This is a genomic window from Streptomyces sp. NPDC059010, from assembly GCF_042740355.1.
Taxonomy (GTDB): domain Bacteria; phylum Actinomycetota; class Actinomycetes; order Streptomycetales; family Streptomycetaceae; genus Streptomyces.
Genome location: NZ_JBHYJA010000019.1, coordinates 128,822 through 154,577 on the forward strand (window position 1 = coordinate 128,822; position 25,756 = coordinate 154,577).

A 25,756-nucleotide genomic window follows, 5' to 3' on the forward strand; every position below is an offset into this window, starting at 1 on the left:
CGCGCGCGAGATGCCGGGTCCTGCTGCTCTGTCCGCCGTCCGCCGGGTCAGGCCCGCTGCCGGACGGGCGAGCCGGAATGCACCCAGCCGTAGGTGGCGGCGACGCCCTTCTCCAGCGGGACCGACGCGGTCCAGCCCAGGTCGGCTTCCGCGCGGGTGACGTCCAGTGTGCTGTGCTGGATCTCGCCCGGCCGGCGCGGCGCGAAATGGGGACGCAGATCGCGCCCGGAGGCGGCGGCGATGTGGTCGAGGACCTCCACGACCGTGCTCCCCCTGCCCGTACCGATGTTCCAGACGCCGGGCCGGCGGTGCCGTACGGCGGCGACGAACGCGGCGGCGACATCGCCGACGTACACGTAGTCGCGGGTCTGCGAACCATCGCCGAACACCGTGGGCACTCCCCCTTCGGAGGCCAGCCCGCAGTAGATGGCGATGACGCCCGCCTCACCGCCCGGGCTCTGCCGGGGCCCGTACACGTTGCCGAGCCGCAGCACGCTGTGCTCGGTTCCGTGCAGCCGGTTGAACAGGCCGATGTACTGCTCCGCGCAGTACTTGGCCGTGCCATAGGGCGCCCCCGGCCTGGGCAGCGTGTCCTCGTTCGTCGGGACCGGAACGCCTTCCCCGTAGAGGGCCCCGCCGGTGGAGGCGAACACGACCCGCGCGCCCACGGCCCGCGCCGCTTCCAGAACGTTGATCGTGCCCTCCACGTTGACCCGCGCGTCGACGGCCGGCGTGGCCACCGAGACCCGGACGTCGATCTGGGCGGCGAGATGGCAGATGACGTCGGGGCGTGCCGACCGCACGGCCTCGTTGAGGGCGGCGGCGTCGGTCACGTCGACGCGGCGGCTGATCGCACGCGGGTCCAGACGTTCCGGGTCACCGGTGGTCAGGTCGTCCAGCACGGTGACCTCGGCCCCTGCCTCCAGGAAGGCGTCGGCAACGTGCGAGCCGATGAAGCCCGCCCCTCCGGTCACCAGCAGACGTGTTCCGTCTGAGAACCCCGGGAACATGGACATGGCCCGCCTTCCTCGCAACTACGGCATCGAAGCGCGGCAATCCTAGGTCGGGACAGACTCGGGAAATCCTCAGAGTTTCCGCGGGCAGGCTCCGCCGGTGACGCGAACCTCACCGGGACGCGGCACTATGATCGCTTCAGGGCTGCGATGGAGGCGGTTCCGAATTGCTGGGGAGTGGACAGGTGAGTTCGTACCGCCACGCCGTGGAGCGGATCGACAGTTCCGATTTCGCCTGCGGTGTCGTGCTCCACTCCGCGCCCGGTTACCCCGCCTTCCCCGTCCGGCTGGCCACGGAGATCTTCCTGCGGGCCCGGGCCCTGCTCCCGGGCGACGGTCCGGTGACGCTGTGGGACCCGTGCTGCGGCAGCGGTTACCTCCTGACGGTGCTGGGGATGCTGCACCGCAGCTCGCTGCGCCGGGTGATCGCCTCCGATGTGGATCCCGCCCCGCTGGAACTCGCCGCCAAGAATCTCGCCCTGCTCTCACCGGACGGGCTGACCGCCCGCGAGCTGCAGCGGCGCGAGCAGAGCGAGCGTTTCGCGAAGCCCTCCTACCTGGAGGCCGCGGATGCCGCCCGCCGCCTGCGGGGGCGCCTGACGGCGGATGGCGGTGCACTGCCGTTCGCCATCGGGACCGCGGACGTCTTCGATCCCCGTTCACTGTCCGCCGTCGTCGCCGGGTCCGCCCCCGATGTCGTACTCACCGACCTGCCGTACGGCGAGCGGACGCACTGGGAAGGGCAGGTGCCCGGGCAGCCGGTGGCGGGCATGCTGCGTTCACTCGCGTCCGCGCTGCCCGCGCATGCGGTGATCGCCGTCACCGACCGCAGCCGCAAGATCCCGGTGGCTCCGGTACGGACCCTGGAGCGGCTGAAGATCGGGACGCGGTCGGCCGTGCTGGTCCGGGCCGCCGATGTACTGGACGCCTGCTCCTGAGCGGCGGGCCGGGCTGAAGTTTTCCCCAGTTCCTTTTCTCTAGACTCACAGCGCCGGTAGTGGCTTCAAGTGTGTTCTTTGGAGGGCGGGATGGCGGGAGCCCGGGTGCTCGTGGCCGGGAATTTTCATTGGCAGGCGGGATTCAGCCAGACCGTCGCCGCCTATGTGGAGGCGGCGGGTGAGGCGGGCTGTGAGGTCCGGGTCAGCGGCCCGCTTTCGCGGATGGACGAGCAGATCCCGCGGCATCTGCCGGTGGAGTCCGACGTGCGCTGGGCAACCCATCTGGTGTTCATGTTCGAGGCCCGGCAGTACCTGTCGGACGAGCAGATCGAGCTGGCCTGCTCGGTGCCCAGGGACCGGCGCCTGATCATTGATTTCGACGGCCACTGGGGCGGCGTCGCCTCCGCCGACGACAGCTCCGTCGGCACCTACTCGATCGAGAGCTGGCGACGGCTCTACTCCACGCTCAGCGACCTCGTACTGCAGCCCAAGCTGGGCCCCTTGCCGGACGGGGCGGAGTTCTTCCCGTGCTTCGGAATGCCCCGACTGGTACGGCATCCACTGGAGCTCGGCCGTGAGCGGGACTACGAGCTTCAGTACATCGGCAGCAACTGGGGGCGGTGGAAACCGTTCATCGAGGTCGTGGAGGCCGCCAGGACGGCCGGGCTGCGGCGTATGCGGGTCTGCGGGCGGTGGTGGGACGGGGAGACCTGCCCCGGGTTCGAGGACATCACCTCCGGTGAGCCGGAGCGGTTGACCGGCGTCGAGGTCCAGCCGCCGGTGCCGTTCGGACATGTCGTCACGGAGATGGGGCGGGCCATGATCACGCCGGTGCTGGTCAGTCCGCTCGTGGCCGACACGAAGCTGCTCACGGCCCGGATGCTCGAAACGCTCGCGTCGGGCTCGCTGCCGGTGCTGCCGGCCGAAGCGGAATTTATGTCCCCCATGTACGAGGGCGACGTCGAGTCCCTGACGCTGGGCTCGGACCCCGCCGCGACAATGAGCCGTCTGGCGGGCGACTTCGAGCTGCACGCGCAGACCGTGGGACGGCTCCAGGACCGGGCCCGCGCCAGGTACGGCTATCCCCGGCTGCTCACGGAGCTGTTGGCGTTCTTCCGCTGATCCGCTGGCGAACGGCTTCGTAGAGGATCGCGGTCGCGGCGTTCGCCGCGTTCAGCGAGCTCGCGGAGCCGGTCATCGGGATGCTGACCGTGTAGTCGCACAAGGTGCGCCAGGTGTTGCTGAGCCCGGCCGTCTCATTGCCGATCAGCAGCAGCGTCGGCTGGGTGAAGTCGAAGTCGAACACGTCGCAGTCGCCATGCTCGTCCGTACCGACCAGGACGATCGGCGTTCCGGCGGCCCGGCGAGCCTCCACCCACTCCATCACCTCGGCCGGTGACGGCACCCGGACCGCGGGCAGGGAGAACATCGAGCCGGTGCTCGACCGGACCGACTTCGGGTCATAGACGTCGGCGGCGTGGCCGGCCACGATCAGACCATGGGCGCCCAGGGCGTCCGCGGAGCGAATGATGCTGCCGATGTTCCCCGGACTGGTCGGCCGGTCGAAAAGTACGCCCAGGAAGTCATCCCCGACCGTGATCCGGCCCAGGTCGTCGGCCGGCATCTCCACGACGGCGACGATCTCGGGCGGGGCCTCGGTCTTCTCCCCCAGCTCCATCAGCAAGTCCGGGGCCATCGCGATCTGCTCCGTGCTCACCGTACGAAGGATCTCCCGCGCCCACTTCGACAGCTCCCGCTGTCCGTCGTAGAGGAGCGTTCGTACCGGCCAGCCGTGCTCCACCGCGAGCGAGATCGGGCGGACTCCCAGGACCAGGAACTCACCGGCGCGCGTGCGCTTGTTGCGGTTGCCGAGCAATGCCTGCCACTGCTGGAAGCGAGCGTTGCGTGAGGTGATCCGCCGGGCCGACGGGCTTCGCTCTCCACGTGATCTTGCCATTCTCAGGACCCTATCTTCCGGTCCAGGCACTTACAAAATGACTGAAGTCCGGGTGCTCGCGCCGCTGTCGCCGCCGCGTTTCGCCGCTCACAGCGGCCATGCCGTCAGCAGATCGGCGGGGCCGTAGGCGGCTTCGAGTCCCGGGCAGTCGATGCCGCTGCGGGAGACCGCCACGACCGGGACGGGTTCGGCGGTGAGCGCGGCCCGGTGGCGGTGGAGGGCTGCCAGGTCGTGCCGGTCGAAGGGGGACTGCTCCTGCCACTTGACGGAGCCGACGAACAGCAGCTCCTTGGCGACGGGGGCGCGGTCCGCCCCGACGATGTCGATCTCGATGTCGTTGGTGCGCGTCCAGTAGCCGCCCACCGCGGGGGCAGCGGGCAGCGGGCCGTCGGGCAGCATCCGGGCGAGCGCCTCGCGGACGAGCGGCTCGACGGCCCGGCCGCGCCAGCTGGTCCAGTTCTCCCGGATCCGGGCCAACGCCAGATCACCCCGTCCCCGCTCGATCTCCTGCATGGAAGGGCCGAGAAGGTGCAGCCAGAACCGCAGGTACGGATCCGTCACCCGGTAGCGGCGGTCCTTCGACGGGCGCAGGGACACGGGCAACTCCCCGGCGACGATCCGCTTGTGCGTGAGCAGCTCCAGCGCTCGCTGCAGCGGCGTGGCGCCGATACCGCCGGCCGCACGGGCGATGTTGGTGAAGGTCCGCTCGCCACTGCCGATCGCCGCCAGCACCGCACGGGCCTGGGCCTGCGGCGGGAACTCCGCGGCCAGCGAGCGTTCGGCGGACACCAGCAGTGCCGAGACCGGATCGTTGAGCGCCTCGCCGAGGAAGTCCCACAGTCCCGCGCCGTGCGGCCACTCCGCGCAGATCAGCGGCAGCCCTCCGGTGACCAGCGCTGCGTCGAAGGCTTCGGCCGGATCCAGTCCCAGCATCCGCCCGACCTCGGCGGGGTTCAGTGGGCCCAGCACCATCTCCCGACCACGCTGGTGGAAGGGGCGTCCGTAGCTGTTCAGCGCCTCCATCATCGACAGATCCGAGCCGATGAGGACCAGCAGCACCGGTTTGGTCTCCAGCGCCCGGTCCCAGGCCCGCTGGAGCATCCCCTCGAACGCGCCATCGGCATCCATCAGGTACGGCACCTCGTCGACGACCAGCACACTGGCCCGGTCGGCGGGCAGCGCGGCGGCCAGTACGTCGAACGCCGCATCCCAGCTCTCCGGTCGCGCGGCGGACACCAGCTGTGCCAGTGGCAGCGTCGACACCTGGGCGTCCCGGGCCAGCCGCGCCAGATCATCCCCCGGTGACGCACCGGTGGCCGCGTAGAACAAGAAGGGCGCCCCGGCACCCTCCACGAACCGCTCGACCAGCCGCGACTTCCCCACCCGGCGCCGCCCGCGCAGCATCACACACCGACCGGGCCGCTCACCGCCGACCCCTGCCGCCACCTTCTGAAGCTCCCGCTCCAGCGTCGCCAGCTCCTGCCGACGGCCTACGAAATCCACCATGTCCGCCGACCTCCACCCATGACACTAACGGCAATGTTAGTAACATTGAAGTTATCAGAGTCGGGTGAATGGACCAGGGGCCCGACTCCGAAGAGCCGAGCCCCTATGACCTGTATGTCTGCCAGGTCAGTGACGTGGTGGTGAGGCACCCGCTACACGTTGAAGCGGAACTCCACGACGTCCCCGTCCTGCATCACATAGTCCTTGCCCTCCATACGCGCCTTCCCCTTCGCGCGGGCCTCCGCCACCGAGCCGGTCTCCACCAGGTCGGCGAAGGAGATGACCTCGGCCTTGATGAAGCCCTTCTGGAAGTCGGTGTGGATGACGCCGGCGGCCTCGGGGGCGGTGGCGCCCTTCTTGATGGTCCAGGCGCGGGATTCCTTGGGGCCGGCCGTGAGGTAGGTCTGCAGGCCGAGGGTGTTGAAGCCGACGCGGGCGAGGGTGGCGAGGCCGGGCTCCTCGGTGCCGACGGACTCCAGCAGCTCCATCGCGTCCTCCTCGTCGAGCTCGGCGAGGTCGGCCTCCAGCTTGGCGTTCAGGAAGATCGCCTCGGCGGGGGCGACCAGGGCACGCTGCTCGGCCTTGAAGTCCTCGTCGACCAGCTCGTCCTCGTCGACGTTGAAGACGTAGAGGAAGGGCTTGGTGGTGAGGAGGTGCAGGTCGTGCAGGAGCTCCTCGTTGCCCGAGCCCTGGACGATGCCCGCGGAGAACAGCGTGTCGCCCTTCTCCAGGATCGCCTGGGCCTCCTCGACGGCCTTGACCTTCGGCGCGATGTCCTTCTTGATCCGCGACTCCTTCTGGAGCCGGGGCAGGACCTTCTCGATGGTCTGGAGGTCGGCGAGGATGAGCTCGGTGTTGATCGTCTCGATGTCGTCCTTGGGCGAGACCTTGCCGTCGACGTGGACGACGTTCTCGTCCTTGAAGGCGCGGATGACCTGGCAGATCGCGTCGGACTCACGGATGTTCGCCAGGAACTTGTTGCCCAGGCCCTCGCCCTCGGAGGCGCCGCGCACGATGCCCGCGATGTCCACGAAGTCGACGGTCGCGGGGAGGACCCGCTGGGAGGAGAAGATCTCGGCCAACTTGGTCAGCCGCGCGTCCGGGACGCCCACGACACCGACGTTCGGCTCGATCGTGGCGAACGGGTAGTTGGCCGCCAGCACGTCGTTCTTGGTCAGGGCGTTGAACAGGGTCGACTTGCCGACATTCGGCAGACCGACGATTCCGATCGTGAGCGACACGTTGCGACTTCCCGTACGTGAGAGGACTTCAGGGGCTGGGCTGGGGCCCGGTCCTTCTTCGATCTTCGATGCCGATCGATCTTCGACGCAGATGCACGGGCCGATCCACCAGTCTACGGCGTGCCGGGCCCGGCCCCGGCGTCCCGTCGAACAGGTGGCCAAGGTCCGCCCCAAGGCGTGTCTGAGGGCCGATTCACCACATAAACCGACCTAGGTTGGTGCAGTGGAGCAAGACAGGGCGCGACCTGCCGAGTACGAGTCACGACGGGGTCCGTCACCGCCATCGCCGGCACGGGCCGATGTCGATGAGGGGTGACGGTGGCTTTGCACGGGGTGGGTACGGACCGATGAGGGGTGAGTGGGTTTTGGCACGGGGTGGGGACGAACCGGTCCGGGGTGAGGGGCGTTTCGCCGGAGAGGGGTTCGGCCCGCCCCGGCCGGCCGGGGCCACCCGGCCGGCTCGCCCCTCCCGACCCGCCCGGCCTGCGCGCCCCGCCCCGCCCGCCCGCTCGCCCCGGCCCGTCGCCCAGCGCCGTCCGGGCACGGCCCCGGCGGCGGAGGCGGTACGACGCCCGGGGCCGCCCCCACCGCCGCAGCCGGTACGCCGGTTCCCCAACCCCCGGCTCACCGGGCTGGGCAGCGGCCTGTTCGGCGCCGCCGTGATGCTCGTGCTCGGCTATGTCGACGCGCTGCTGTTCGGGTCGTCGCTCACGGCGTACAGCGTGCTCTTCCTGCCGGTGTGCGTGCTGACCGCGGTCTGGGTGCGCAAGGGCGACCTGATGACCGCGCCGGTGGTCCTGCCGATCGCGTTCACGGTGGGGCTGATCCCGGTGGCCGACACCGGCGGGGGACTCGGCGATCACCTGATGGGGCTGTTCACCGCCCTCGCCACCCAGGCCGGGTGGCTGTACGGGGGGACGCTGATCGCCGGCCTCATCGTGACCGTACGCAAGGCCGCCCTGCTGGCACGCAGGGCAGCGGCCCGCCGCCGGCCACAGTGACCGTCGGCCGGCCGTCCTGCTAGTAGCCGTCCTTCTCGGCCGCCCGCATCGCCGCCCCCACGATCCCCGCGTTGTTCTGCAGCTGGGCCGGGACGATCTCCGCCTTGATGCCCTCGATGTAGTGCAGGAACTTGTGGGACTTGCGGCTCACCCCGCCGCCGATGATGAACAGCTCCGGGGAGAACAGCATCTCGACATGGGCGAGGTACTTGTGGACGCGGTGGGCCCAGTGCTCCCAGCTCATCTCCTCGTCCTCCTTGGCCTTGCTGGAGGCGCGCTTCTCGGCGTCGTGGCCGTGGAGTTCGAGGTGGCCCAGCTCGGTGTTGGGGACGAGGGTGCCGTCGACGAACAGCGCGCTGCCGATGCCCGTGCCGAAGGTGAGGAGGATCACCGTGCCCCGGCGGTCGCGGCCCGCACCGAAGTGCATCTCGGCGACGCCGGCCGCGTCCGCGTCGTTGACCACCGTCACCGGGTGGCTGCCGAGACGCTCGCTGAACAACGCGCGCGCGTCGGTGTCGATCCAGCTCTTGTCGACGTTCGCCGCCGTACGGATCGTGGCGCCGTCGGTGACCACGCCGGGGAACGTGAGCCCGACGGGCCCCGTCCAGCCGTAGTGCTCGACGACCTGCTTCACCCCGTCGGCCACGCCGTCGGGTGTGGCCGGGTGCGGAGTGAGCACCTTGAAGCGCTCCTCCGCGAGGTCGCCCCTGTCCAGATCCACCGGGGCACCCTTGATCCCGGATCCACCGATGTCCAAGCCGAAGATCTGCATGGCTCTACGTTACGACGCAGGACTGACGGTCACTCCACGGAGTCGCTGGAGTCACCGGACCCCGTGCGCTCGGCGATCAGCGCCGCCGCCTCCTCACGCAGGTCACGGCGCAGTTCCTTGGGGAGCGAGAAGGTGATGGACTCCTCGGCGGCCTTGACGAGCTCGACGTCGCCGTAGCCGCGCTCGGCGAGCCATTCCAGGACCTCCTCGACCAGCACCTCCGGTACGGAGGCGCCGGAGGTGACGCCCACCGTGGTCACGCCCTCCAGCCAGGCGTCGTCGATCTCGCTGGCGAAGTCCACGAGGTAGGCCTCGCGGGAGCCGGCCAGCTTGGCGACCTCGACCAGCCGCTTGGAGTTGGAGGAGTTGCGGGAGCCGACCACGATGACCAGCTCGGCCTCGGCGCCCATCTGCTTCACGGCGAGCTGGCGGTTCTGCGTGGCGTAGCAGATGTCGTCGCTGGGCGGGGAGATCAGCTGCGGGAACTTCTCCTTCAGCGCGTCGACGGTCTCCATGGTCTCGTCGACGGAGAGGGTGGTCTGGGAGAGCCAGACGATCTTCGACGGGTCGCGGACCTCGACCTTGGCTACGTCCTCGGGTCCGTCGACGAGCTGGATGTGGTCGGGGGCCTCGCCGGACGTGCCGATGACCTCTTCGTGGCCTTCGTGCCCGATCAGGAGGATGTCGTAGTCCTCATTGGCGAAGCGGACGGCTTCCTTGTGGACCTTGGTGACCAGCGGGCAGGTCGCGTCGATGGTGGCGAGCTGTCCCCGCGCGGCCTCTTCGTGCACGACGGGAGCGACACCGTGCGCCGAGAACATGACGATGTTCCCCGGCGGAACCTCCTCCGTCCGCTCGACGAAGACGGCGCCCTTCTTCTCCAGGGTCTGCACGACGTACTTGTTGTGGACGATCTCGTGTCGGACGTACACCGGAGCGCCGTACTGCTCCAGGGCTTTCTCGACGGCGATCACGGCGCGGTCCACGCCCGCGCAGTAGCCACGGGGGGCGGCGAGCAGGACACGGCGGCCAGGCGAAGCAGTCATGCACCCCATCGTAAGGGTGCGCCCGGGGCACCGAAGATCGCGCAGGTGACGGCTTGGTGCCGGGATTGGCGACGGGGTGTGAGGGGAGGGGGCTCTGAGGACGGGCGAGGCTGAGGAGGGGCCGTGACGACCGGGTGGGGCGCGGCGGGAGTACGCCGATCGAGGGACCCGAGGCAGGCGGAGCCGCGGCTTCCACCGCTCGTCCGCCACTGCCCCGTCGTCCCGTGCCCGTCCTCCCGCTTCCCGTGCCCGTCCTCCCGTGCTCGGCACCCACGCGCCACGGCCTCCGCCGCTCGCCCGTCCCTGTCAGTGCCGCCCGTTACGCTCGGCGCATGGCTGTGAACACGTCCCCCGAATCCGCCCTGCCCGTCGGCGAGGTGTCACGCCTCATCGGCGGCTGGATCGACCGCCTCGGAGCGGTGTGGGTCGAGGGCCAGATCACCCAGCTGTCGAGACGCCCCGGCGCCGGCGTCGTGTTCCTCACCCTGCGCGACCCGTCGTACGACATCTCCGTCAGCGTGACGGCCTACCGCCAGGTCTTCGACGCCGTCGCCGACGTGGTGAGCGAGGGCGCCCGCGTCGTCGTACTCGCCAAACCCGAGTGGTACGCCCCCCGCGGCCAGCTCTCCCTGCGGGCCACCGAGATAAGGCCGGTCGGCGTCGGCGAGCTCCTCGCCCGTCTGGAGATGCTGAAGAAGGCACTCACCGCCGAGGGACTCTTCGCCCCGGAGCGCAAGAAGCCGCTCCCCTTCCTGCCCCAGCTCATCGGCCTCGTCTGCGGGCGGGCCTCCGCCGCCGAGCGGGACGTCCTGGAGAACGCCCGGCACCGCTGGCCCGCCGTCCGCTTCGAAGTGCGCAACGTCCCCGTGCAGGGCGTGCACGCCGTACCGCAGGTCGTCCAGGCGGTGAAGGAACTCGACGAGATCGACGCGGTGGACGTGATCATCGTCGCCCGCGGCGGCGGCAGCGTCGAGGACCTGCTGCCCTTCTCCGACGAGCAGTTGGTGCGAGCCGTGGCGTCCTGCCGTACCCCGGTGGTCTCCGCCATCGGGCACGAGCCCGACAACCCCCTCCTGGACCACGTCGCCGACCTGCGCGCCTCCACCCCCACCGACGCCGCCAAGAAGGTCGTACCGGACGTGGGCGAGGAGTACGAGCGCGTACGGCTGCTGCGCGACCGGGCCCGGCGCTGTGTCGAGGCGTTCATCGAGCGGGAGGAGCGCGGGCTCGCGCACGCCCTCGCGCGGCCCTCGATAGAGGACCCGCACCGGATGATCGACGAGCGTGCCGATCATGTGGCGTCCCTGCTCGACCGCGGCCGCCGCTGCCTCGGCCACCACCTCGACCGCGCCGACTCCGAGCTGACGCACACGCACGCACGCGTGGTGGCCCTCTCCCCCGCCGCGACCCTGAAGCGGGGGTATGCGGTGCTGCAGAGGGCCGACGGGCACGTGGTCCGTGACCCGGACGAGGTGACCGCGGACGAGGCGCTGCGGGCGCGGGTCGCCGAGGGTGAGTTCTCCGTACGAGTCGACGCACGAGCCGATGCATAGGGTGGGCGCATGACCAGCAAGGTGGAAGAGGCACTGGGCTACGAGCAGGCCCGGGACGAGCTGATCGAGGTCGTACGGCGACTGGAGGCGGGCGGTACGACGCTGGAGGAGTCCCTCGCGCTGTGGGAGCGGGGCGAGGAGCTGGCCAAGGTGTGCCGACGCTGGCTGGAGGGGGCACGGGCGCGCCTGGACGCCGCGCTCGCCGAGGAAGCCGAGGCCGAGGCGGGAGCCGGGGAGGAAGACGGCGCGGGCGAGTCGTAGCCGTCGGAGCAGCAGGGCGGGACTGTGAAGCGGATCACCACGCCCTGCTTTTTGTTGAACCTTGAACTTGTGTCGCGTACCGTCGAAGACGAAACCGGTCCCCGGTCCGTTTACCCGCACGCCGCACACCCCGAGAAGGTTCACGCATGTCTCTCGCCCTTGACCCCGCCGCCCAGGACCTGCTGTTCCGCGAGGCCCGCACCGCGAACGCCTTCACCGACGAGCCGGTGACCGAGGAGCAGGTCCAGGCGATCTACGACCTGGTCAAGTACGGCCCCACCGCCTTCAACCAGACGCCGCTGCGCATCACCCTGGTCCGCTCGGCCGAGGCCCGTGAGCGTCTGGTGCAGCACATGGCCGAGGGCAACCAGGCCAAGACCGCCGCCGCCCCGCTGGTCGCGATCCTCTCCGCGGACAACGAGTTCCACGAGGAGCTGCCGACCCTGTTCCCGGCGTTCCCGCAGGCCAAGGACCTCTTCTTCAGTGAGCGCGCGGCCCGTGAGAACGCCGCCGGGATGAACGCCGCCCTGCAGGCCGCGTACTTCATCGTCGGCATCCGCGCCGCGGGGCTCGCCGCCGGCCCGATGACCGGCTTCGACTTCGAGGGCGTCCGCAAGGAGTTCCTGGACGACGACCACACCCCGCTGATGGTCGTCAACATCGGCAAGCCGGGCCCGGACGCCTGGTACCCGCGCTCCCCGCGGCTGGAGTTCGACCAGGTCGTCACCACGGTCTGAACCGACCGCGCATGAGGAAGGCCCCCGGCACCGACGCCGGGGGCCTTCGTCATGCGTGGGAGGTCACGACCGTCATGCCCGGGAGGTCACGCCCGATCGCTCACGCCGTCTTCAGCGCCGCCGCCATCTGCTTCAGCTGCTCGAACGAGCCCGTGCCCGCCACCACGGTCGTCGCGCCGTTCTCCTGGTGGACGAGCGCGTCGTAGCGGCCGCCCGTGTACCGCGTCCACGTCCGGTCGCCGATCTTCTGGGTGCCCTTGGTCTGCCGGCCGCCCTGGCTGGCCTCTTCGATGAACTCCGCCGGCTTCTGAGTGGACTGCTCGATCTGCACGTACTGCCCGTCGGGGGTGTGGAAACCGAGATGCCAGGCGTCGGCCTTGTCGCCCCGGAACCGGACGGAGGTCGGCTTCCAGGTGTCGGGCAGACCCTGGGGCGCGGCCACCGGGTAGGACGCCGCCCGGCGGGCCGTCAGCAGTTCGACGCGGTAGTCGACCCGCGGGAGGTCGGGGGTGCCGCCCTCACGGGGAACGAAGAGATAGATGACTCCCGCCGCGAGCACGGTCACTCCCAGGGAGAGCACCATGTTCCGGACCGACTTCTGCTTGCCGTTCGAACCTGCCACGCCCCCTATCGTCGCAGGTGCCCCGGTCTGCTCATCCGTGGGGCCCCCTGCTCATCCTGCAGGCCCGAGGATAGAGTCAGGGCGTCACCCTCATCCGGCCGTCGTCGTATCAGAAAGGTGCGTTCCGATGACCGAGAATCATCATCATCTGCCGTCCGAGCTCGAAGTACCGAGCGAAGCCCCCGACCGCAACCTGGCCCTGGAACTGGTCCGTGTGACCGAAGCCGCGGCGATGGCCGCGGGCCGCTGGGTCGGGCGCGGCGACAAGAACGGCGCCGACGGTGCCGCGGTGCGCGCCATGCGGACCCTCGTCTCCACCGTGTCGATGAACGGCGTCGTCGTCATCGGTGAGGGCGAGAAGGACGAGGCACCGATGCTCTTCAACGGGGAGCAGGTCGGCGACGGAACCGGACCGGAGTGCGACATCGCCGTCGACCCGATCGACGGGACCACGCTGACCGCCAAGGGCATGCCGAACGCGATCGCCGTCCTCGCGGCCGCGGACCGGGGATCGATGTTCGACCCGTCCGCCGTGTTCTACATGGACAAGCTGGTCACCGGCCCCGAGGCCGCCGACTTCGTCGACATCAACGCGCCCGTGGCGGTGAACATCCGCCGGGTCGCCAAGGCGAAGCGGTCGACGCCGGAGGACGTCACCGTCGTCATCCTCGACCGGCCCCGGCACGAGGGCATCATCAAGGAGATCCGGGACGCCGGCGCGCGCATCAAGCTGATCTCCGACGGTGATGTCGCGGGGTCGATCTACGCGCTGCGCGAGGGCACCGGCGTCGACATGCTGCTCGGTATCGGCGGTACGCCGGAGGGCATCATCTCGGCGTGTGCCGTGAAGTGCCTCGGCGGAACCATCCAGGGCAAGCTGTGGCCGAAGGACGACGAGGAGCGGCAGCGGGCGATCGACGCCGGGCACGACCTGGACCGCGTGCTGATGACCGACGACCTGGTCGCCGGGGAGAACGTGTTCTTCGTCGCCACCGGGATCACGGACGGTGAGTTGCTGCGCGGTGTGCGGTATCGGTCGGAGACCGCGACCACCGACTCGATTGTGATGCGGTCGAAGTCGGGGACGGTGCGGCGGATTGATTCCGAGCACCGGCTGAAGAAGCTGCGGGCCTACAGCGCGATTGACTTCGACAGGGCGAAGTGAATTAGCGCCGCGCGGCTGCGCGGCCCTTAAGACGTTGGGCGCCCCCGGTGCGGAGGGGGCGCCCAATTTCTTTACTTCTCAGCCTGCCTGCGCTATCCGGTTCGCCGCCCGCGCCGCCTTCGTCAGTTCCATTTCGCGGCGGCGGCGCCTGGCCAGGACCACCCGGCGCTCGGCCGCCGTGAGGCCGCCCCAGACGCCGTACGGTTCGGGCTGGAGGAGGGCGTGTTCGCGGCACTCGACCATGACCGGGCAGCGGGCGCAGACCCGCTTGGCGGCCTCCTCACGGGAGAGCCGGGCCGCGGTGGGCTCCTTCGAGGGGGCGAAGAACAGGCCGGCCTCGTCGCGGCGGCACACCGCCTCCGTATGCCACGGGGCGTCTTGATCCCTGTCTCGCGCTGGCACCCGCTGGGCCGGAACGGCAGCTACCTGCAGGGACGAATGCGGCGGTTGCAGCACGGTCTACTCCTGACGACGGCTTCGCGAGCGAGAGACGATGCAGCAAGGTCTACCCGCTGTACGCGCGCCTATGCAGTCAGTTTCGAACCGCTGGATTTCGGGGGGTCCTGAGCGCCGTTGTGGGGTGTCCGGGGGGCCTTGGAGGGCCGTGGGAATCGGTTCGATTCACAACCGTCAACGGTCGAAATGCTTGCGCAAACTCCGGTCCAGCTTGCGTTCCACACGATCGAGAATGTCGGCGACGAGTTTCCCCCGCTTCGGCCTGCCCTCGATGCTGCCGAGCACGGCCCAGCCGTCGACATGGACGACCGGCGCCGCCGGGTCCTCCGCGTCGAGGGGGTTCACCTCGAAGTGGCCGAGCACTCCGCCGCCCGCGCCACGCAGCGAGACGTTCTCCGGGACGCGGACGTCGACGCTGCCGAAGACCGATATCGCCCGGATCACGACCTGCTGGTACTCGAAGAGGGCCTCGCTGAGGTCTATCTCGACGCTGCCGAAGATCGCGTACGCGTGGATACGGCGGCCCGCGCGCCAGCGGCCCTTGCGGACGGCGCTGCTGAAGACCGCGACCACGTGGTCGTCGGGGTCGGCCGGGACGGCGCCGGGGGCCGGACGGTCGTAGGCGGGGGCGCGGGGTGCGCGAGGCTGGTGGGCGGCGGGCAGGTCCCGTATGAACACGTCCAGTTCACCGACCGTCTTGGCCGCCAGCACGCCCTCGACGCGCTCGGCGTGCTCGTCGGCGGTGAGGCGGCCCTCGGCCAGGGCGTCGCGCAGGATGTCGGCGATCCGGTCGCGATCGGCGTCGGAGGCGCGAAGCTCGGCGGTGGCAGCGGGCGCGGTCTGCTTCTGAAGGTCCACGGCAGCAGCGTACCCAAACACGATAGATCGCGATACCCCCTGTGGACGAAGCCCATGAAGCCCCCGCGAACCCTGTGTGCGACGAACTGAGCCTTACCTCACAAGCTTCCGGCCTTGGACAGGTTCTACGCTGATGAGGCCGCCAATGGAGGCGGCAGTCGTCTGCCGAGTGAGGAATGGGCTGAGATGCCTGAGTTCGCGTACACCGATCTGCTCCCCATGGGAGAGGACACCACCCCGTACCGGCTGGTGACCTCCGAGGGTGTCTCCACCTTCGAGGCCGACGGGCGGACGTTCCTCAAGGTCGAGCCCGAGGCGCTGCGCAAGCTCGCCGAAGAGGCCATCCACGACATCCAGCACTACCTGCGCCCGGCCCACCTGGCCCAGCTGCGCCGGATCATCGACGACCCCGAGGCGTCGAGCAACGACAAGTTCGTGGCGCTGGACCTGCTGAAGAACGCGAACATCGCGGCGGCGGGCGTCCTGCCGATGTGCCAGGACACCGGTACGGCGATCGTGATGGGCAAGCGCGGGCAGAACGTGCTGACCGAGGGCGGTGACGAGGCGGCCCTGTCGCGCGGCATCTACGACGCGTACCTGAACCTCAACCTGCGCTACTCGCAGATGGCCCCGCTCACCATGTGGGACGAGAAGAACACCGGGTCGAACCTGCCGGCGCAGATCGAGCTCTACGCCACCGACGGCGGCGCCTACAAGTTCCTCTTCATGGCGAAGGGCGGCGGCTCGGCCAACAAGTCCTTCCTCTACCAGGAGACGAAGGCCGTCCTGAACGAGGCCTCCATGATGAAGTTCCTGGAGGAGAAGATCCGCTCGCTGGGTACGGCCGCCTGTCCGCCGTACCACCTGGCGATCGTGGTCGGCGGTACGAGCGCCGAGTACGCCCTCAAGACCGCGAAGTACGCCTCCGCGCACTACCTGGACGAGATCCCGGCCGAGGGGTCGGAGCTGGGCCACGGCTTCCGGGACAAGGAGCTGGAGGAGAAGGTCTTCGAGCTGACGCAGAAGATCGGGATCGGGGCGCAGTTCGGCGGCAAGTACTTCTGCCACGACGTGCGCGTGGTGCGCCTTCCGCGGCACGGGGCCTCCTGCCCGGTCGCCATCGCCGTGTCCTGCTCGGCCGACCGGCAGGCCGTAGCGAAGATCACCGCCGAGGGCGTCTTCCTGGAGCAGCTGGAGACGGACCCGGCACGGTTCCTGCCGGAGACGACCGACGAGCATCTGGACGAGTCGTCCGACGTCGTCAGGATCGACCTCAACCAGCCGATGGACACCATCCTCGCCGAGCTGACCAAGTACCCGGTCAAGACCCGGCTTTCGCTCTCCGGCCCGCTGGTCGTGGCCCGTGACATCGCGCACGCCAAGATCAAGGAACGCCTTGACGCGGGCGAGGAGATGCCGCAGTACCTGAAGGACCACCCGGTGTACTACGCGGGTCCGGCGAAGACGCCCGAGGGCTATGCGTCGGGTTCCTTCGGTCCGACGACGGCCGGCCGTATGGACTCCTACGTCGAGCAGTTCCAGGCGGCCGGCGGCTCCAAGGTCATGCTCGCCAAGGGCAACCGCAGCAAGCAGGTCACCGACGCGTGCGACGCGCACGGCGGCTTCTACCTCGGCTCCATCGGCGGCCCGGCCGCCCGTCTCGCCCAGGACTGCATCAAGAAGGTCGAGGTCGTCGAGTACGAGGAGCTCGGCATGGAGGCCGTCTGGAAGATCGAGGTCGAGGACTTCCCGGCGTTCATCGTGGTCGACGACAAGGGCAACGACTTCTTCCAGGACCCGGCGCCGGCGCCGACGTTCACGTCGATTCCGGTGCGGGGCCCGGGACTGGCGTAGCGCCTCGGGTGCGGCGGGGACGGATTTCACCCCGCCGCCCCACCGCCCCACCACCAAGGTCGGTCCGGTTGATCGAGACGGCTGCCCCGCGCGCGGTGCACAACACCCGTTCGCCCGAAAAGAAGGGCAACCGGAGCGATCTCCGGAACATCCGCCCCGCCTCGATCGCTATACGGGCATGAGCGACTACCGCATCGAGCACGACTCCATGGGCGAGGTCCGAGTCCCCGCCGACGCCAAGTGGCGGGCCCAGACGCAGCGTGCCGTCGAGAACTTCCCGATCTCCGGCCAGCGCATCGAGCGCGCCCACATCGAGGCGCTCGCCCGGATCAAGGGCGCCGCCGCGAAGGTGAACGCGCGGCTCGGGGTGCTCGACAAGGACATCGCCGACGCCATCCAGGAGGCCGCCGAAGAGGTCGCCGAGGGGCGGTGGGACGAGCACTTCCCGATCGACGTGTTCCAGACCGGGTCCGGCACCTCGTCCAACATGAACGCCAACGAGGTCATCGCCACCCTCGCGACCGAGCGGCTCGGGCGGGACGTCCACCCCAACGACCATGTGAACGCCTCCCAGTCGTCCAACGACGTCTTCCCCTCCTCCATCCACATCGCCGCCACCGCCGCCGTCACCCGCGACCTCGTCCCGGCACTTGAGCACCTCGCCGCCGCCCTGGAGCGCAAGGCCGCCGAGTTCGCCGACGTGGTGAAGTCGGGGCGTACGCATCTCATGGACGCCACGCCCGTGACACTGGGCCAGGAGTTCGGCGGGTACGCCGCCCAGGTCCGGTACGGCGTCGAGCGGCTGCACGCCTCCCTCCCCCGCCTCGCCGAGCTCCCCCTCGGCGGCACGGCGGTGGGCACCGGCATCAACACACCCCCCGGCTTCTCCGCCGCCGTCATCGAGGAGGTGGCCCGCGCCACCGGGCTGCCGCTCACCGAGGCCCGCGACCACTTCGAGGCACAGGGCGCCCGGGACGGCATCGTCGAGACCAGCGGGCAGCTCAGGACGATCGCGGTCGGGCTGACCAAGATCGCCAATGATCTGCGGTGGATGTCGTCCGGGCCGCGCACCGGGCTCGCCGAGATCAGCCTCCCCGACCTCCAGCCCGGCTCCTCGATCATGCCCGGCAAGGTCAACCCGGTCATCCCGGAGGCCGTGCTCATGGTCGCCGCGCAGGTCGTCGGCAACGACGCCACCGTGGCCACCGCCGGGGCCGCCGGCAACTTCGAGCTCAATGTGATGCTCCCGGTCATCGCCAAGAACGTCCTGGAATCCGTCCGGCTGCTCGCCAACGCCTCCCGGCTGCTCGCCGACCGGACCGTCGACGGCATCGTCGCCCACCGCGAACGAGCCCTCGAATACGCCGAGTCGTCGCCCTCCGTGGTCACCCCGCTCAACAAGTACATCGGGTACGAGGAGGCCGCCAAGGTCGCCAAGAAGGCGCTCGCGGAGCGCAGGACGATCCGCCAAGTCGTCCTGGAGGGCGGCTATGTGGAGCGCGGCGACCTCACGCTCCAGCAGTTGGACGAGGCTCTGGACGTCCTGCGGATGACGCGGCCGTAACCGATGATCACCGTTGCGTGAACCGTGACCGGCGCCGCAGCGTCGTATGCCTGTGGCACCTAATATCTGTTCATGGCAGACGGTGGAGCGGTGACGAGGGACGTGGAAGCGGGCGGGTCGACGGGCTTCTGGGCGCCCGGGACACAGATCCTGTGGCGGTACCGGGAGAACGCCGGCCGTCGCTTCCACATCGCGCGTCCCGTCACCGTGGTCCGGGACGACGACGAGATCCTCGCCGTATGGCTGGCTCCGGGGACGGAGTGCGTGAAGCCGGTGCTCGCCGACGGAACGTCCGTGCACCTGGAACCCCTTGAGACGCGGTACACCAAGCCGCGTTCCGTCCAGCGCGACCACTGGTTCGGGACCGGGGTGCTCAAGCTCGCGCGGCCCGGTGAGCCGTGGTCGGTGTGGCTGTTCTGGGAGCCCGGATGGCAGTTCAAGAACTGGTACGTGAACCTGGAGGAACCGCTGGCCCGTTGGGCGGGCGGAGTGGACTCCGAGGACCACTTCCTCGACATCTCCGTGCACCCGGACCGCAGTTGGCACTGGCGGGACGAGGACGAGTTCGCGCAGGCCCAGCGGGACGGGCTGATCGACGAGCGGCTGGCCGCACGGGTGCGGAAGGCGGGGCGCGACGCGGTGGAGGTGATCCGCGCCTGGGGGCCGCCGTTCTCGGACGGCTGGCCGCACTGGCGCCCGGATCCCTCCTGGGCTGTACCTTCTTTGCCGGAGGACTGGGATCGCACACCCGCGCACCAGTCGTCGTGAGACCCTTGATGCGCCCCAGGGCAACAAACGTAGGATCGTCCTCCGCAAGGGCGCGCACGGGCAACTACCGCAGGGCGCGCCGGGCTTGACCGATCGTCACCGAGGGGCGGCAGGACGTGAGCGAGGGTTACCAGGGCGATGCCGGTACGGCCAGACGGCCGGCCGGCGGCACAGGAACTGCCGCTGGCCCCGCGGGAATTCCGTTCCTGGGGCACGCATTCCGGGTATCGGAGTTTCGGCGGGACGAACTGCACGCGTGGCGCGCAGCCCCGGACGGATGGATTCGAAAGGCGTGACGGAGCAGCCGACCTCCTTCGAACGCCCCGAGACGGGCGTCGACCCCGCGGAGCCCCGCGGGGCGCTTGTGCGTACCTCGACACCGTCGACGACGCACTCCACGCCACCTCAGACCACCGGCGGTGACACGCGCGGGGGCACCGCCTTACCCGCGCAGGCACGCGCCGGAGAGACCCCTTCCACGCCGGGCACCACCACGCCGTCCGGCCCGAGCAAGGAGCCCCCAGACATCGTCGGCAACGGCCCCGAGCACTCACAGCCCTCCGTCGCCGAGCCCGACGCACACCGGCCGCGGCCCGTTCCGGAGGCCATCCCGCCGCAGCCCGGCGCCGAGCAGCCGGCGGGCTCGGGCGAGCGGCGCACCGGACAGGGCGTGCAGTCCGGCCGGCCCACGCCCATGCGGCGGGACGGCGACCGGCTGCGCTTCGTGGGCGCCGCCACCCGGCGGATCGCCCGCGGCATAGACCTGGACGAGATCGTGATGGGGCTGTGCCGGGCGACCGTGCCGACCTTCTCCGACGCGATCCTCGTCTATCTCCGCGACCCGCTGCCGGTCGGCGACGAACGGCCCACCGGCCCCGTCGTGCTGCGGCTGCGCCGCACCGACCGCATCCCGGAGGAGCGCGACACCGAGGGCGGCGGCTTCCTGCCCGCGCAGGCCCAGCCGGAGCCGAGCGAGCTGTCCGAACTGTCCGCCCTCACCTCCGAGCTGTGCGAGGTACGGCCCGGCGGCGCGCTCGCCGAGGTACTGCGCGGCGTACGTCCGGTCTTCGCCGACGCACCCGCCGCCCGTGCCGCCCTGCCCGAACTCCTCGGGGACGACGGCGAGTTGATCATCCCCGACGGCCAGCGCGCGATCCTCGCCCCGCTGCGCGGCCGACGCCGGGTGATCGGCGCCGCCGTCTTCCTGCGCCGCCCCGACCGCATCGCCTTCGAGCCCGACGACCTCCTGGTCGCCGCCCAACTGGCCACACACAGCGCGCTGGGCATCGACAAGGCGGTGCTGTACGGCCGTGAGGCGTACATCGCCGACGAGTTGCAGCGCACCATGCTGCCCGAGACCCTCCCCCGCCCGACCGGCGTACGGCTGGCCTCCCGCTACCTCCCGGCGGCCGAGACGGCCCGGGTGGGCGGCGACTGGTACGACGCGATCCCGCTGCCCGGCAGCCGGGTCGCCCTGGTCGTCGGCGACGTGATGGGCCACTCCATGACGTCGGCCGCGATCATGGGCCAGCTGCGGACGACGGCCCAGACCCTCGCCGGGCTCGACCTGCCCCCGCAGGAGGTCCTGCATCACCTCGACGAACAGGCCCAGCGGCTCGGCACCGACCGCATGGCGACCTGCCTCTACGCCGTCTACGACCCGGTATCGCACCGCATCACCATCGCCAACGCCGGTCATCCGCCGCCCGTCCTGCTCCACCTGGGCGGCCGCGCGGAGGTACTGCGGGTCCCCGCCGGTGCCCCGATCGGCGTCGGCGGCGTCGACTTCGAGGCCGTGGAACTGGACGCACCGGCAGGCGCCACCCTCCTCCTCTACACCGACGGCCTGGTCGAGTCCCGGCTGCGCGACGTGTGGACCGGCATAGAGCAGCTCCGCGAGAAGCTCGCCGCCACCGCACAGCTCACGGGCCCGGACCACCCGCCGCCGCTGGAGGCCCTGTGCGACGAGGTGCTCGACATGCTCGGGCCGGGCGACCGGGACGACGACATCGCGCTGCTCGCCGCGCGCTTCGACGGGATCGCGCCCAGCGACGTGGCGTACTGGTTCCTGGAGCCCGAGGACGCGGCACCCGGCCGCGCCCGCCGGCTGGCCCGCCGTGCCCTGTCCCGCTGGGGCATGGAGGAGCTCACCGACTCGGTCGAGCTGCTGGTCAGCGAGGTCGTGACGAACGCGGTGCGGTATGCCTCACGGCCGGTGACCCTGCGGTTGTTGCGGACCGATGTGCTGCGGTGCGAGGTCGGTGACGACGTGCCGCAGTTGCCGCGGTTGCGGCAGGCCCGGGCGACCGATGAGGGTGGGCGGGGGCTTTACCTCGTCAATCGGCTTGCTCGGCGGTGGGGGGCCACTCGGTTGAGCACCGGGAAAGTCGTCTGGTTCGAGTTGAACCGGGGCTGATCGCCGTAGGGGGAACTGCGCGATCCCGGCCGCGGGTTCGTCGTGGCTCGTCGCGCCCACGTGGCAGAGCCGCACATCGATACAGCCCCGCGCCCCCAAGGGCGCTGCACTACTGGTCGTTGTCCGGTCTGGCCGGGTCCAGCGTGATGTCGCCCGTCGGTGGTTCCGTCGTGGGCTCGTCCGTCGGTGGTTCGGTGGTCGGCTCGTCCGTCGGCTCCTGAGTCGTCGGCGTCTCCGTCGGCTCCTCGGTCGTCGGCGTCTCCGTCGGCTTCTGGGTGGTCGGTTCCTCCGTCGGCTCCTGGGTCGTCGGCTCCTGGGTCGGAGTCGGCGTCCAGGTCGGCTGGACCGCCGCGCCCTGGTCGGTGTCGAGGTCGAACTCGGCGTCCGTCTTCGTCACGCCGAACATGTAAGCCGCCCATATCTCCGCCGGGTAGCCACCGCCGTTGACCCGGTCGTGGCCGCCCGCGCCGTACATCTTGACCTGCGCGTGCGGAGCCTTGTCGTCCTCGCCGAACAGCCCCACCGATGTCACCAGGTCGGGGGTGTAACCCGTGAACCAGGCCGACTTGTTGTCGTCCGAGGTACCGGTCTTGCCGGCGACGACCCGGCCGTCGCGCGCCGGGTTGCCGCGCACCGACTCGCGGGCCGTACCGTCGTCGACCACGCCGGTCAGCACCGAGGTCACCGTGTCGGCGGACTCGGGGCTGATGACCTGCTCGCCGATCGGGTTCGGCATCTCGACCGCCTGGCTGTTGTGCTCGGCTGCCTTGACGATGCTCGGCGTGACCTTCTTGCCGTGGTTGTCGAGGGTGGCGTAGACCCCGGCCATCTGCAGCGGGCTCGCGCCCATGGAGCCCAGGGTCTGGGCGGGTACGGCCTGCTCGTGGCTGGTGTCCATGCCGAGCTTGTCGGCCATCTCCATGACGTTCTTCATGCCGACGTCGACGCCCATCTGGGCGAAGACCGAGTTGACCGACGCGTTCATCGCCCGCTGGACGGTGATGTCGCCGTAGTTCGTGTCGTCCTCGTTCTCGGGGGCGAACCCGACCTTCCTGCCGTCGTCCACGGCCGGCCGCTTGCTGGTGCCGTCGTAGATCGTGTTCGCGGTGATCGGCTTGCCGGACTGCGTCTTGGCGTTCTCCTCCAGGGCGGCGGCCAGGATCACCGGCTTGAACGTGGAGGCGGGCTGGTAGTCCGGGCGGGTCGCGTTGCTCAAGTAGTGCTTGAAGTAGTCCACGCCGCCGTACAGCGCGACGACCTTGCCCGTCTTGGGGTCGACCGAGGCCGCGCCGGCCTGGACGTCCGCGTCGACCGGCCGCTTCTTCTTGTCCAGCTTGCTGGTGAGCTGGGCCTTGACCGACTTCTCCAGCGCGGCCTGCTTCTTCTTGTCGATGTTCAGGGTGATGGTCCAGCCCTGGTCGACGACGGCGGCCTCGGCCTGGGTGCGTGTGAGGCCCTGCTGCTTCATCAGCTGGTCCTCCAGCTGACGGTTGGCCAGCTCGATCAGATAGCCCTTCTGGCCTTCCTTGCCGGCGGTGGGCTTCGGCTCCCTCGGCGTCGGGAACTTCATGCCCTGGCGTTCGGACTTGGCCAGCCAGCCCTCCTCGACCATGTTGTCCAGGACGTAGTTCCAGCGGGCCGTGACCAGCTTCCTGCCGGTGTCGGACGCGGCCTGCCAGTCGTACTGGCTCGGCGCCTGGAGCAGCGCGGCGAGATACGCGCCCTGTGCGACGCTGAGCTTCTCGGCGTCGACGCGGTAGTAGGCCTGGGCCGCGGCCTGGATGCCGTAGGCGTTGCGGCCGTAGTAGCTGGTGTTGATGTAGCCCGCGAGGATCTCGTCCTTGGACATCTGGCGGTCGACCTTCAGGGAGATGACCATCTCCCTGAGCTTGCGGCTGACCGTCTGTTCCTGGCTGAGGTAGTAGTTCTTGACGTACTGCTGGGTGATCGTCGAACCACCCTGCGCGCCCTTGCCCATCACGGTGTTGAGCAGACCGCGGGCCGTGCCCTTCAGGTCGATGCCGTTGTCGTGGTAGAAGCTCTTGTTCTCCGCCGCGACAAAGGTGTCCTGCACCGGCTTCGGCACCTTGGACAGGTCCACGATCTCGCGGTTGACCTCGCCGTCACGGGCCAGGACCGAGCCGTCGCTGAACTTGTAGACGTTGCTCTGGCGTTGGGCGGCCTGGGCGGCGGCGTTGTCCTTCGGGATGTCCACGTAGAGATACAGCGCGATGAAGGAGCCGATGCCGAGCAGGCACACGCCGAGGAACGTGCCGAGGATCTTCTTCCAGGTGAAGAGCCGGCGTATTCGGCCCTTGCCGTCACCGACCTTGCCGCCGCCCCTGTTCCCGGCCTTGGCCGCCCGGCGGGCCGCGGCCCGGCCGCCGACGGCCTCCGACGGCGCGCCGATGACGGTGGTCGACTCGGCTGCCCCGGTGTTCGACGGAGACCCGGAGGAACGCCGGGGCGCCGCGCGGCGGCCACCACGCTGCCGCGCTCGTCTTTCTTCCGCTCGTCCCATGGGTCCGTTCCGCTCCGCTTCGCTCTCTCAGGTCAGCTCCGAAAGCTAACACCGGAAGTTGTGACAAAGACTGGTCGATCCGGTCTTTTACGGACGTGACAATCAGCACCTGTCCCAACGGAACCGACGGCTCAGGCATGCGTAGGGTTGCTCTGGCAGGGTAAAGTGATATCACTTGGATAGGCTGACGCTAGTCGAAGCCAACCAGCGGCTCCACAGGAAACGGGGGAACCACCTATGCCGAACGACAAGAACGACGCCAGGAACGACGGCACATCCGTCACCGCCGACGTACCCGACATGCCCGCCCCGCGTGTGCGCGAGTTCACGGCGCACAGCATCGGCGGCGGGTTCGCCCTGCTCCTCGGACTGCTCGGGCTGCTGCTCGGCAGCGGACTCGTCGTCGGCGCCACCGCCATATCCGGCACCGGCGCCAAGGCGGCGCTGATCATCACCGGCGTCCTGGTCGCCGTCGCCGCACTGCTGGCGATGTCCGGGCTGAACATGGTCGCGCCGGGCGAGGCGCGGGTCGTGCAGCTCTTCGGGCGGTACCGGGGGACGATCCGGCAGGACGGGCTGCGCTGGGTGAACCCCTTCACCTCCCGTACGAAGATCTCGACCCGGGTCCGCAACCACGAGACCGCCGTCCTCAAGGTCAACGACGCGTACGGCAACCCGATCGAGCTCGCCGCGGTCGTCGTATGGAGGGTCGAGGACACCGCGCAGGCCAGCTTCGAGGTGGACGACTTCCTGGAGTTCGTCTCCACCCAGACCGAGGCGGCCGTGCGGCACATCGCCATCGAGTACCCCTACGACGCCCATGACGAGGGCGGCCTCTCCCTGCGCGGCAACGCCGAGGAGATCACCGAGAAGCTCGCCGTCGAACTGCACGCGCGCGTGGAGGCGGCCGGGGTGCAGATCATCGAGTCGCGCTTCACGCATCTCGCGTACGCTCCCGAGATCGCCTCCGCGATGCTCCAGCGGCAGCAGGCCGGGGCGGTCGTCGCGGCCCGGCGGCAGATCGTCGACGGAGCGGTGGGCATGGTCGAGGCGGCGCTCGCGCGGATCTCCGAGCAGGACATCGTGGAGCTGGACGAGGAACGGAAGGCGGCGATGGTGTCGAACCTGATGGTGGTGCTGTGCGGCGACAGGTCCCCGCAGCCGGTCCTCAACACCGGGACGCTCTACCAGTGACGGTTCCGTCCGGGGGCTCGGCCCCGCAGGGTCGGCCGCAGCGCAAGCAGGTGCTGCTGCGGCTCGACCCGTCCGTGTACGAGGCGCTCGCGCGCTGGGCCGGGGACGAACTGCGGTCCGCCAACGCCCAGATCGAGTTCCTGCTGCGCCGCGCCCTCGCGGAGGCGGGGCGGCTGCCGGGTGAGGCCAAGCCGATTCCGCGCCGAGGGCGCCCTCCCGTGAATCCGCCCGAATCCCAGTAGCAGAACCGTGACAATCGGCCCCCACCTGGGCCGATACCCGGTATCCGCACCGGCTGCCTTGGTCTACACAC

23 protein-coding genes are annotated in these 25,756 nt (G+C 69.9%); 13 read left to right on the forward strand and 10 right to left on the reverse strand.

All coding sequences use genetic code 11. The features are described from left to right. Nucleotides 1–47: 47 nt before the first annotated feature. On the reverse strand, nucleotides 48–1,016 hold the full coding sequence (locus ACFWYS_RS22210) for an NAD-dependent epimerase/dehydratase family protein (protein ID WP_384771519.1): 969 nt from the start codon (nucleotides 1,014–1,016) through the stop codon (nucleotides 48–50). A 182-nt stretch (nucleotides 1,017–1,198) separates the two neighbouring features. On the opposite strand from ACFWYS_RS22210, the gene ACFWYS_RS22215 reads away from it, so the two are divergent. Then, complete coding sequence (locus ACFWYS_RS22215; RefSeq protein ID WP_384771521.1) at nucleotides 1,199–1,951, forward strand: rRNA methyltransferase; 753 nt, start codon at nucleotides 1,199–1,201, stop codon at nucleotides 1,949–1,951. Nucleotides 1,952–2,041: 90 nt separating this feature from the next. Beyond that, nucleotides 2,042–3,073 (forward strand): hypothetical protein, encoded by a 1,032-nt coding sequence (locus tag ACFWYS_RS22220; protein ID WP_384771524.1) that lies wholly within the window; start codon nucleotides 2,042–2,044, stop codon nucleotides 3,071–3,073. Here ACFWYS_RS22220 and ACFWYS_RS22225 read toward each other — a convergent pair. From ACFWYS_RS22225 to ychF, 3 genes are all read right to left on the reverse strand, one after another. After that, the gene (locus ACFWYS_RS22225) at nucleotides 3,045–3,908 is read right to left on the reverse strand and encodes an RNA methyltransferase (RefSeq protein ID WP_384771528.1); all 864 of its coding nucleotides are present in this window, start codon (nucleotides 3,906–3,908) and stop codon (nucleotides 3,045–3,047) included. The two genes, ACFWYS_RS22220 and ACFWYS_RS22225, sit on opposite strands and share 29 nt — an antisense overlap. Before the next feature lie 87 nt (nucleotides 3,909–3,995). After that, nucleotides 3,996–5,414 (reverse strand): ATP-binding protein, encoded by a 1,419-nt coding sequence (locus ACFWYS_RS22230; RefSeq protein ID WP_384771531.1) that lies wholly within the window; start codon nucleotides 5,412–5,414, stop codon nucleotides 3,996–3,998. A gap of 152 nt (nucleotides 5,415–5,566) precedes the next feature. Beyond that, entirely contained in the window at nucleotides 5,567–6,655 is a 1,089-nt protein-coding gene (ychF, locus tag ACFWYS_RS22235) for a redox-regulated ATPase YchF (RefSeq protein ID WP_384771534.1), read from the reverse strand. Between the two features lie 365 nt (nucleotides 6,656–7,020). Here ychF and ACFWYS_RS22240 point away from each other — a divergent pair, with 365 nt between their 5' ends. Beyond that, nucleotides 7,021–7,656, forward strand: coding sequence for a DUF6542 domain-containing protein (locus tag ACFWYS_RS22240; protein WP_384771537.1), 636 nt, complete (start codon nucleotides 7,021–7,023; stop codon nucleotides 7,654–7,656). A 19-nt stretch (nucleotides 7,657–7,675) separates the two neighbouring features. On the opposite strand, the gene ppgK is transcribed toward ACFWYS_RS22240, so the two are convergent. Then, complete coding sequence (ppgK, locus tag ACFWYS_RS22245) at nucleotides 7,676–8,428, reverse strand: polyphosphate--glucose phosphotransferase (RefSeq protein WP_384771540.1); 753 nt, start codon at nucleotides 8,426–8,428, stop codon at nucleotides 7,676–7,678. A 29-nt stretch (nucleotides 8,429–8,457) separates the two neighbouring features. Further along, the gene (locus ACFWYS_RS22250; protein WP_384771543.1) at nucleotides 8,458–9,483 is read right to left on the reverse strand and encodes a 4-hydroxy-3-methylbut-2-enyl diphosphate reductase; all 1,026 of its coding nucleotides are present in this window, start codon (nucleotides 9,481–9,483) and stop codon (nucleotides 8,458–8,460) included. A 323-nt stretch (nucleotides 9,484–9,806) separates the two neighbouring features. On the opposite strand from ACFWYS_RS22250, the gene xseA reads away from it, so the two are divergent. The 3 genes from xseA (at nucleotide 9,807) to ACFWYS_RS22265 (ending at nucleotide 12,025) form a co-directional block, all read left to right on the forward strand. Next, nucleotides 9,807–11,027 carry an exodeoxyribonuclease VII large subunit gene (gene xseA, locus ACFWYS_RS22255; protein ID WP_384771545.1) on the forward strand — a complete coding sequence of 407 codons (1,221 nt, stop codon included), beginning with the start codon at nucleotides 9,807–9,809 and terminating at the stop codon, nucleotides 11,025–11,027. A 9-nt stretch (nucleotides 11,028–11,036) separates the two neighbouring features. Continuing rightward, nucleotides 11,037–11,288, forward strand: a complete 252-nt coding sequence (locus ACFWYS_RS22260) for an exodeoxyribonuclease VII small subunit (RefSeq protein WP_384771548.1) — start codon at nucleotides 11,037–11,039, stop codon at nucleotides 11,286–11,288. A 146-nt stretch (nucleotides 11,289–11,434) separates the two neighbouring features. Continuing rightward, a complete protein-coding gene (locus ACFWYS_RS22265; RefSeq protein ID WP_384771551.1) occupies nucleotides 11,435–12,025 on the forward strand; it encodes a malonic semialdehyde reductase in 591 nt (196 codons plus the stop codon). Nucleotides 12,026–12,125: 100 nt separating this feature from the next. On the opposite strand, the gene ACFWYS_RS22270 is transcribed toward ACFWYS_RS22265, so the two are convergent. After that, nucleotides 12,126–12,647, reverse strand: a complete 522-nt coding sequence (locus ACFWYS_RS22270) for a DUF4245 domain-containing protein (RefSeq protein ID WP_384771554.1) — start codon at nucleotides 12,645–12,647, stop codon at nucleotides 12,126–12,128. Between the two features lie 127 nt (nucleotides 12,648–12,774). Between ACFWYS_RS22270 and glpX the strand changes: the two genes are divergently transcribed. Next, nucleotides 12,775–13,812, forward strand: a complete 1,038-nt coding sequence (glpX, locus tag ACFWYS_RS22275; RefSeq protein WP_384771557.1) for a class II fructose-bisphosphatase — start codon at nucleotides 12,775–12,777, stop codon at nucleotides 13,810–13,812. 78 nt (nucleotides 13,813–13,890) lie between these two features. On the opposite strand, the gene ACFWYS_RS22280 is transcribed toward glpX, so the two are convergent. Then, a complete protein-coding gene (locus ACFWYS_RS22280; RefSeq protein ID WP_384771560.1) occupies nucleotides 13,891–14,268 on the reverse strand; it encodes a WhiB family transcriptional regulator in 378 nt (125 codons plus the stop codon). A 174-nt stretch (nucleotides 14,269–14,442) separates the two neighbouring features. Then, nucleotides 14,443–15,126: a DUF1707 domain-containing protein gene (locus ACFWYS_RS22285; protein ID WP_384771563.1), complete on the reverse strand. Its 684-nt coding sequence runs from the start codon at nucleotides 15,124–15,126 to the stop codon at nucleotides 14,443–14,445. 186 nt (nucleotides 15,127–15,312) lie between these two features. On the opposite strand from ACFWYS_RS22285, the gene ACFWYS_RS22290 reads away from it, so the two are divergent. The 4 genes from ACFWYS_RS22290 to ACFWYS_RS22305 all read left to right on the forward strand — a co-directional run bounded on the left by ACFWYS_RS22290 (nucleotide 15,313) and on the right by ACFWYS_RS22305 (nucleotide 21,728). Continuing rightward, entirely contained in the window at nucleotides 15,313–16,980 is a 1,668-nt protein-coding gene (locus ACFWYS_RS22290) for a fumarate hydratase (protein ID WP_384771566.1), read from the forward strand. A gap of 178 nt (nucleotides 16,981–17,158) precedes the next feature. Continuing rightward, nucleotides 17,159–18,544, forward strand: coding sequence for a class II fumarate hydratase (locus ACFWYS_RS22295; protein WP_384771568.1), 1,386 nt, complete (start codon nucleotides 17,159–17,161; stop codon nucleotides 18,542–18,544). A 72-nt stretch (nucleotides 18,545–18,616) separates the two neighbouring features. Then, entirely contained in the window at nucleotides 18,617–19,312 is a 696-nt protein-coding gene (locus ACFWYS_RS22300) for a DUF402 domain-containing protein (protein WP_384771571.1), read from the forward strand. A 277-nt stretch (nucleotides 19,313–19,589) separates the two neighbouring features. Beyond that, nucleotides 19,590–21,728, forward strand: a complete 2,139-nt coding sequence (locus ACFWYS_RS22305) for a SpoIIE family protein phosphatase (RefSeq protein ID WP_384771574.1) — start codon at nucleotides 19,590–19,592, stop codon at nucleotides 21,726–21,728. Nucleotides 21,729–21,837: 109 nt separating this feature from the next. Here the strand turns inward: ACFWYS_RS22305 and ACFWYS_RS22310 are convergent, their stop codons facing one another. After that, the gene (locus tag ACFWYS_RS22310) at nucleotides 21,838–24,249 is read right to left on the reverse strand and encodes a transglycosylase domain-containing protein (RefSeq protein ID WP_384771577.1); all 2,412 of its coding nucleotides are present in this window, start codon (nucleotides 24,247–24,249) and stop codon (nucleotides 21,838–21,840) included. A gap of 237 nt (nucleotides 24,250–24,486) precedes the next feature. Between ACFWYS_RS22310 and ACFWYS_RS22315 the strand changes: the two genes are divergently transcribed. Both ACFWYS_RS22315 and ACFWYS_RS22320 read left to right on the forward strand, forming a co-directional pair. After that, nucleotides 24,487–25,443: an SPFH domain-containing protein gene (locus ACFWYS_RS22315; RefSeq protein ID WP_384771580.1), complete on the forward strand. Its 957-nt coding sequence runs from the start codon at nucleotides 24,487–24,489 to the stop codon at nucleotides 25,441–25,443. Then, complete coding sequence (locus ACFWYS_RS22320; protein ID WP_384771583.1) at nucleotides 25,440–25,685, forward strand: hypothetical protein; 246 nt, start codon at nucleotides 25,440–25,442, stop codon at nucleotides 25,683–25,685. Before ACFWYS_RS22315 ends, ACFWYS_RS22320 begins: the two co-directional genes overlap by 4 nt. The last annotated feature ends 71 nt before the right edge of the window (nucleotides 25,686–25,756 follow it).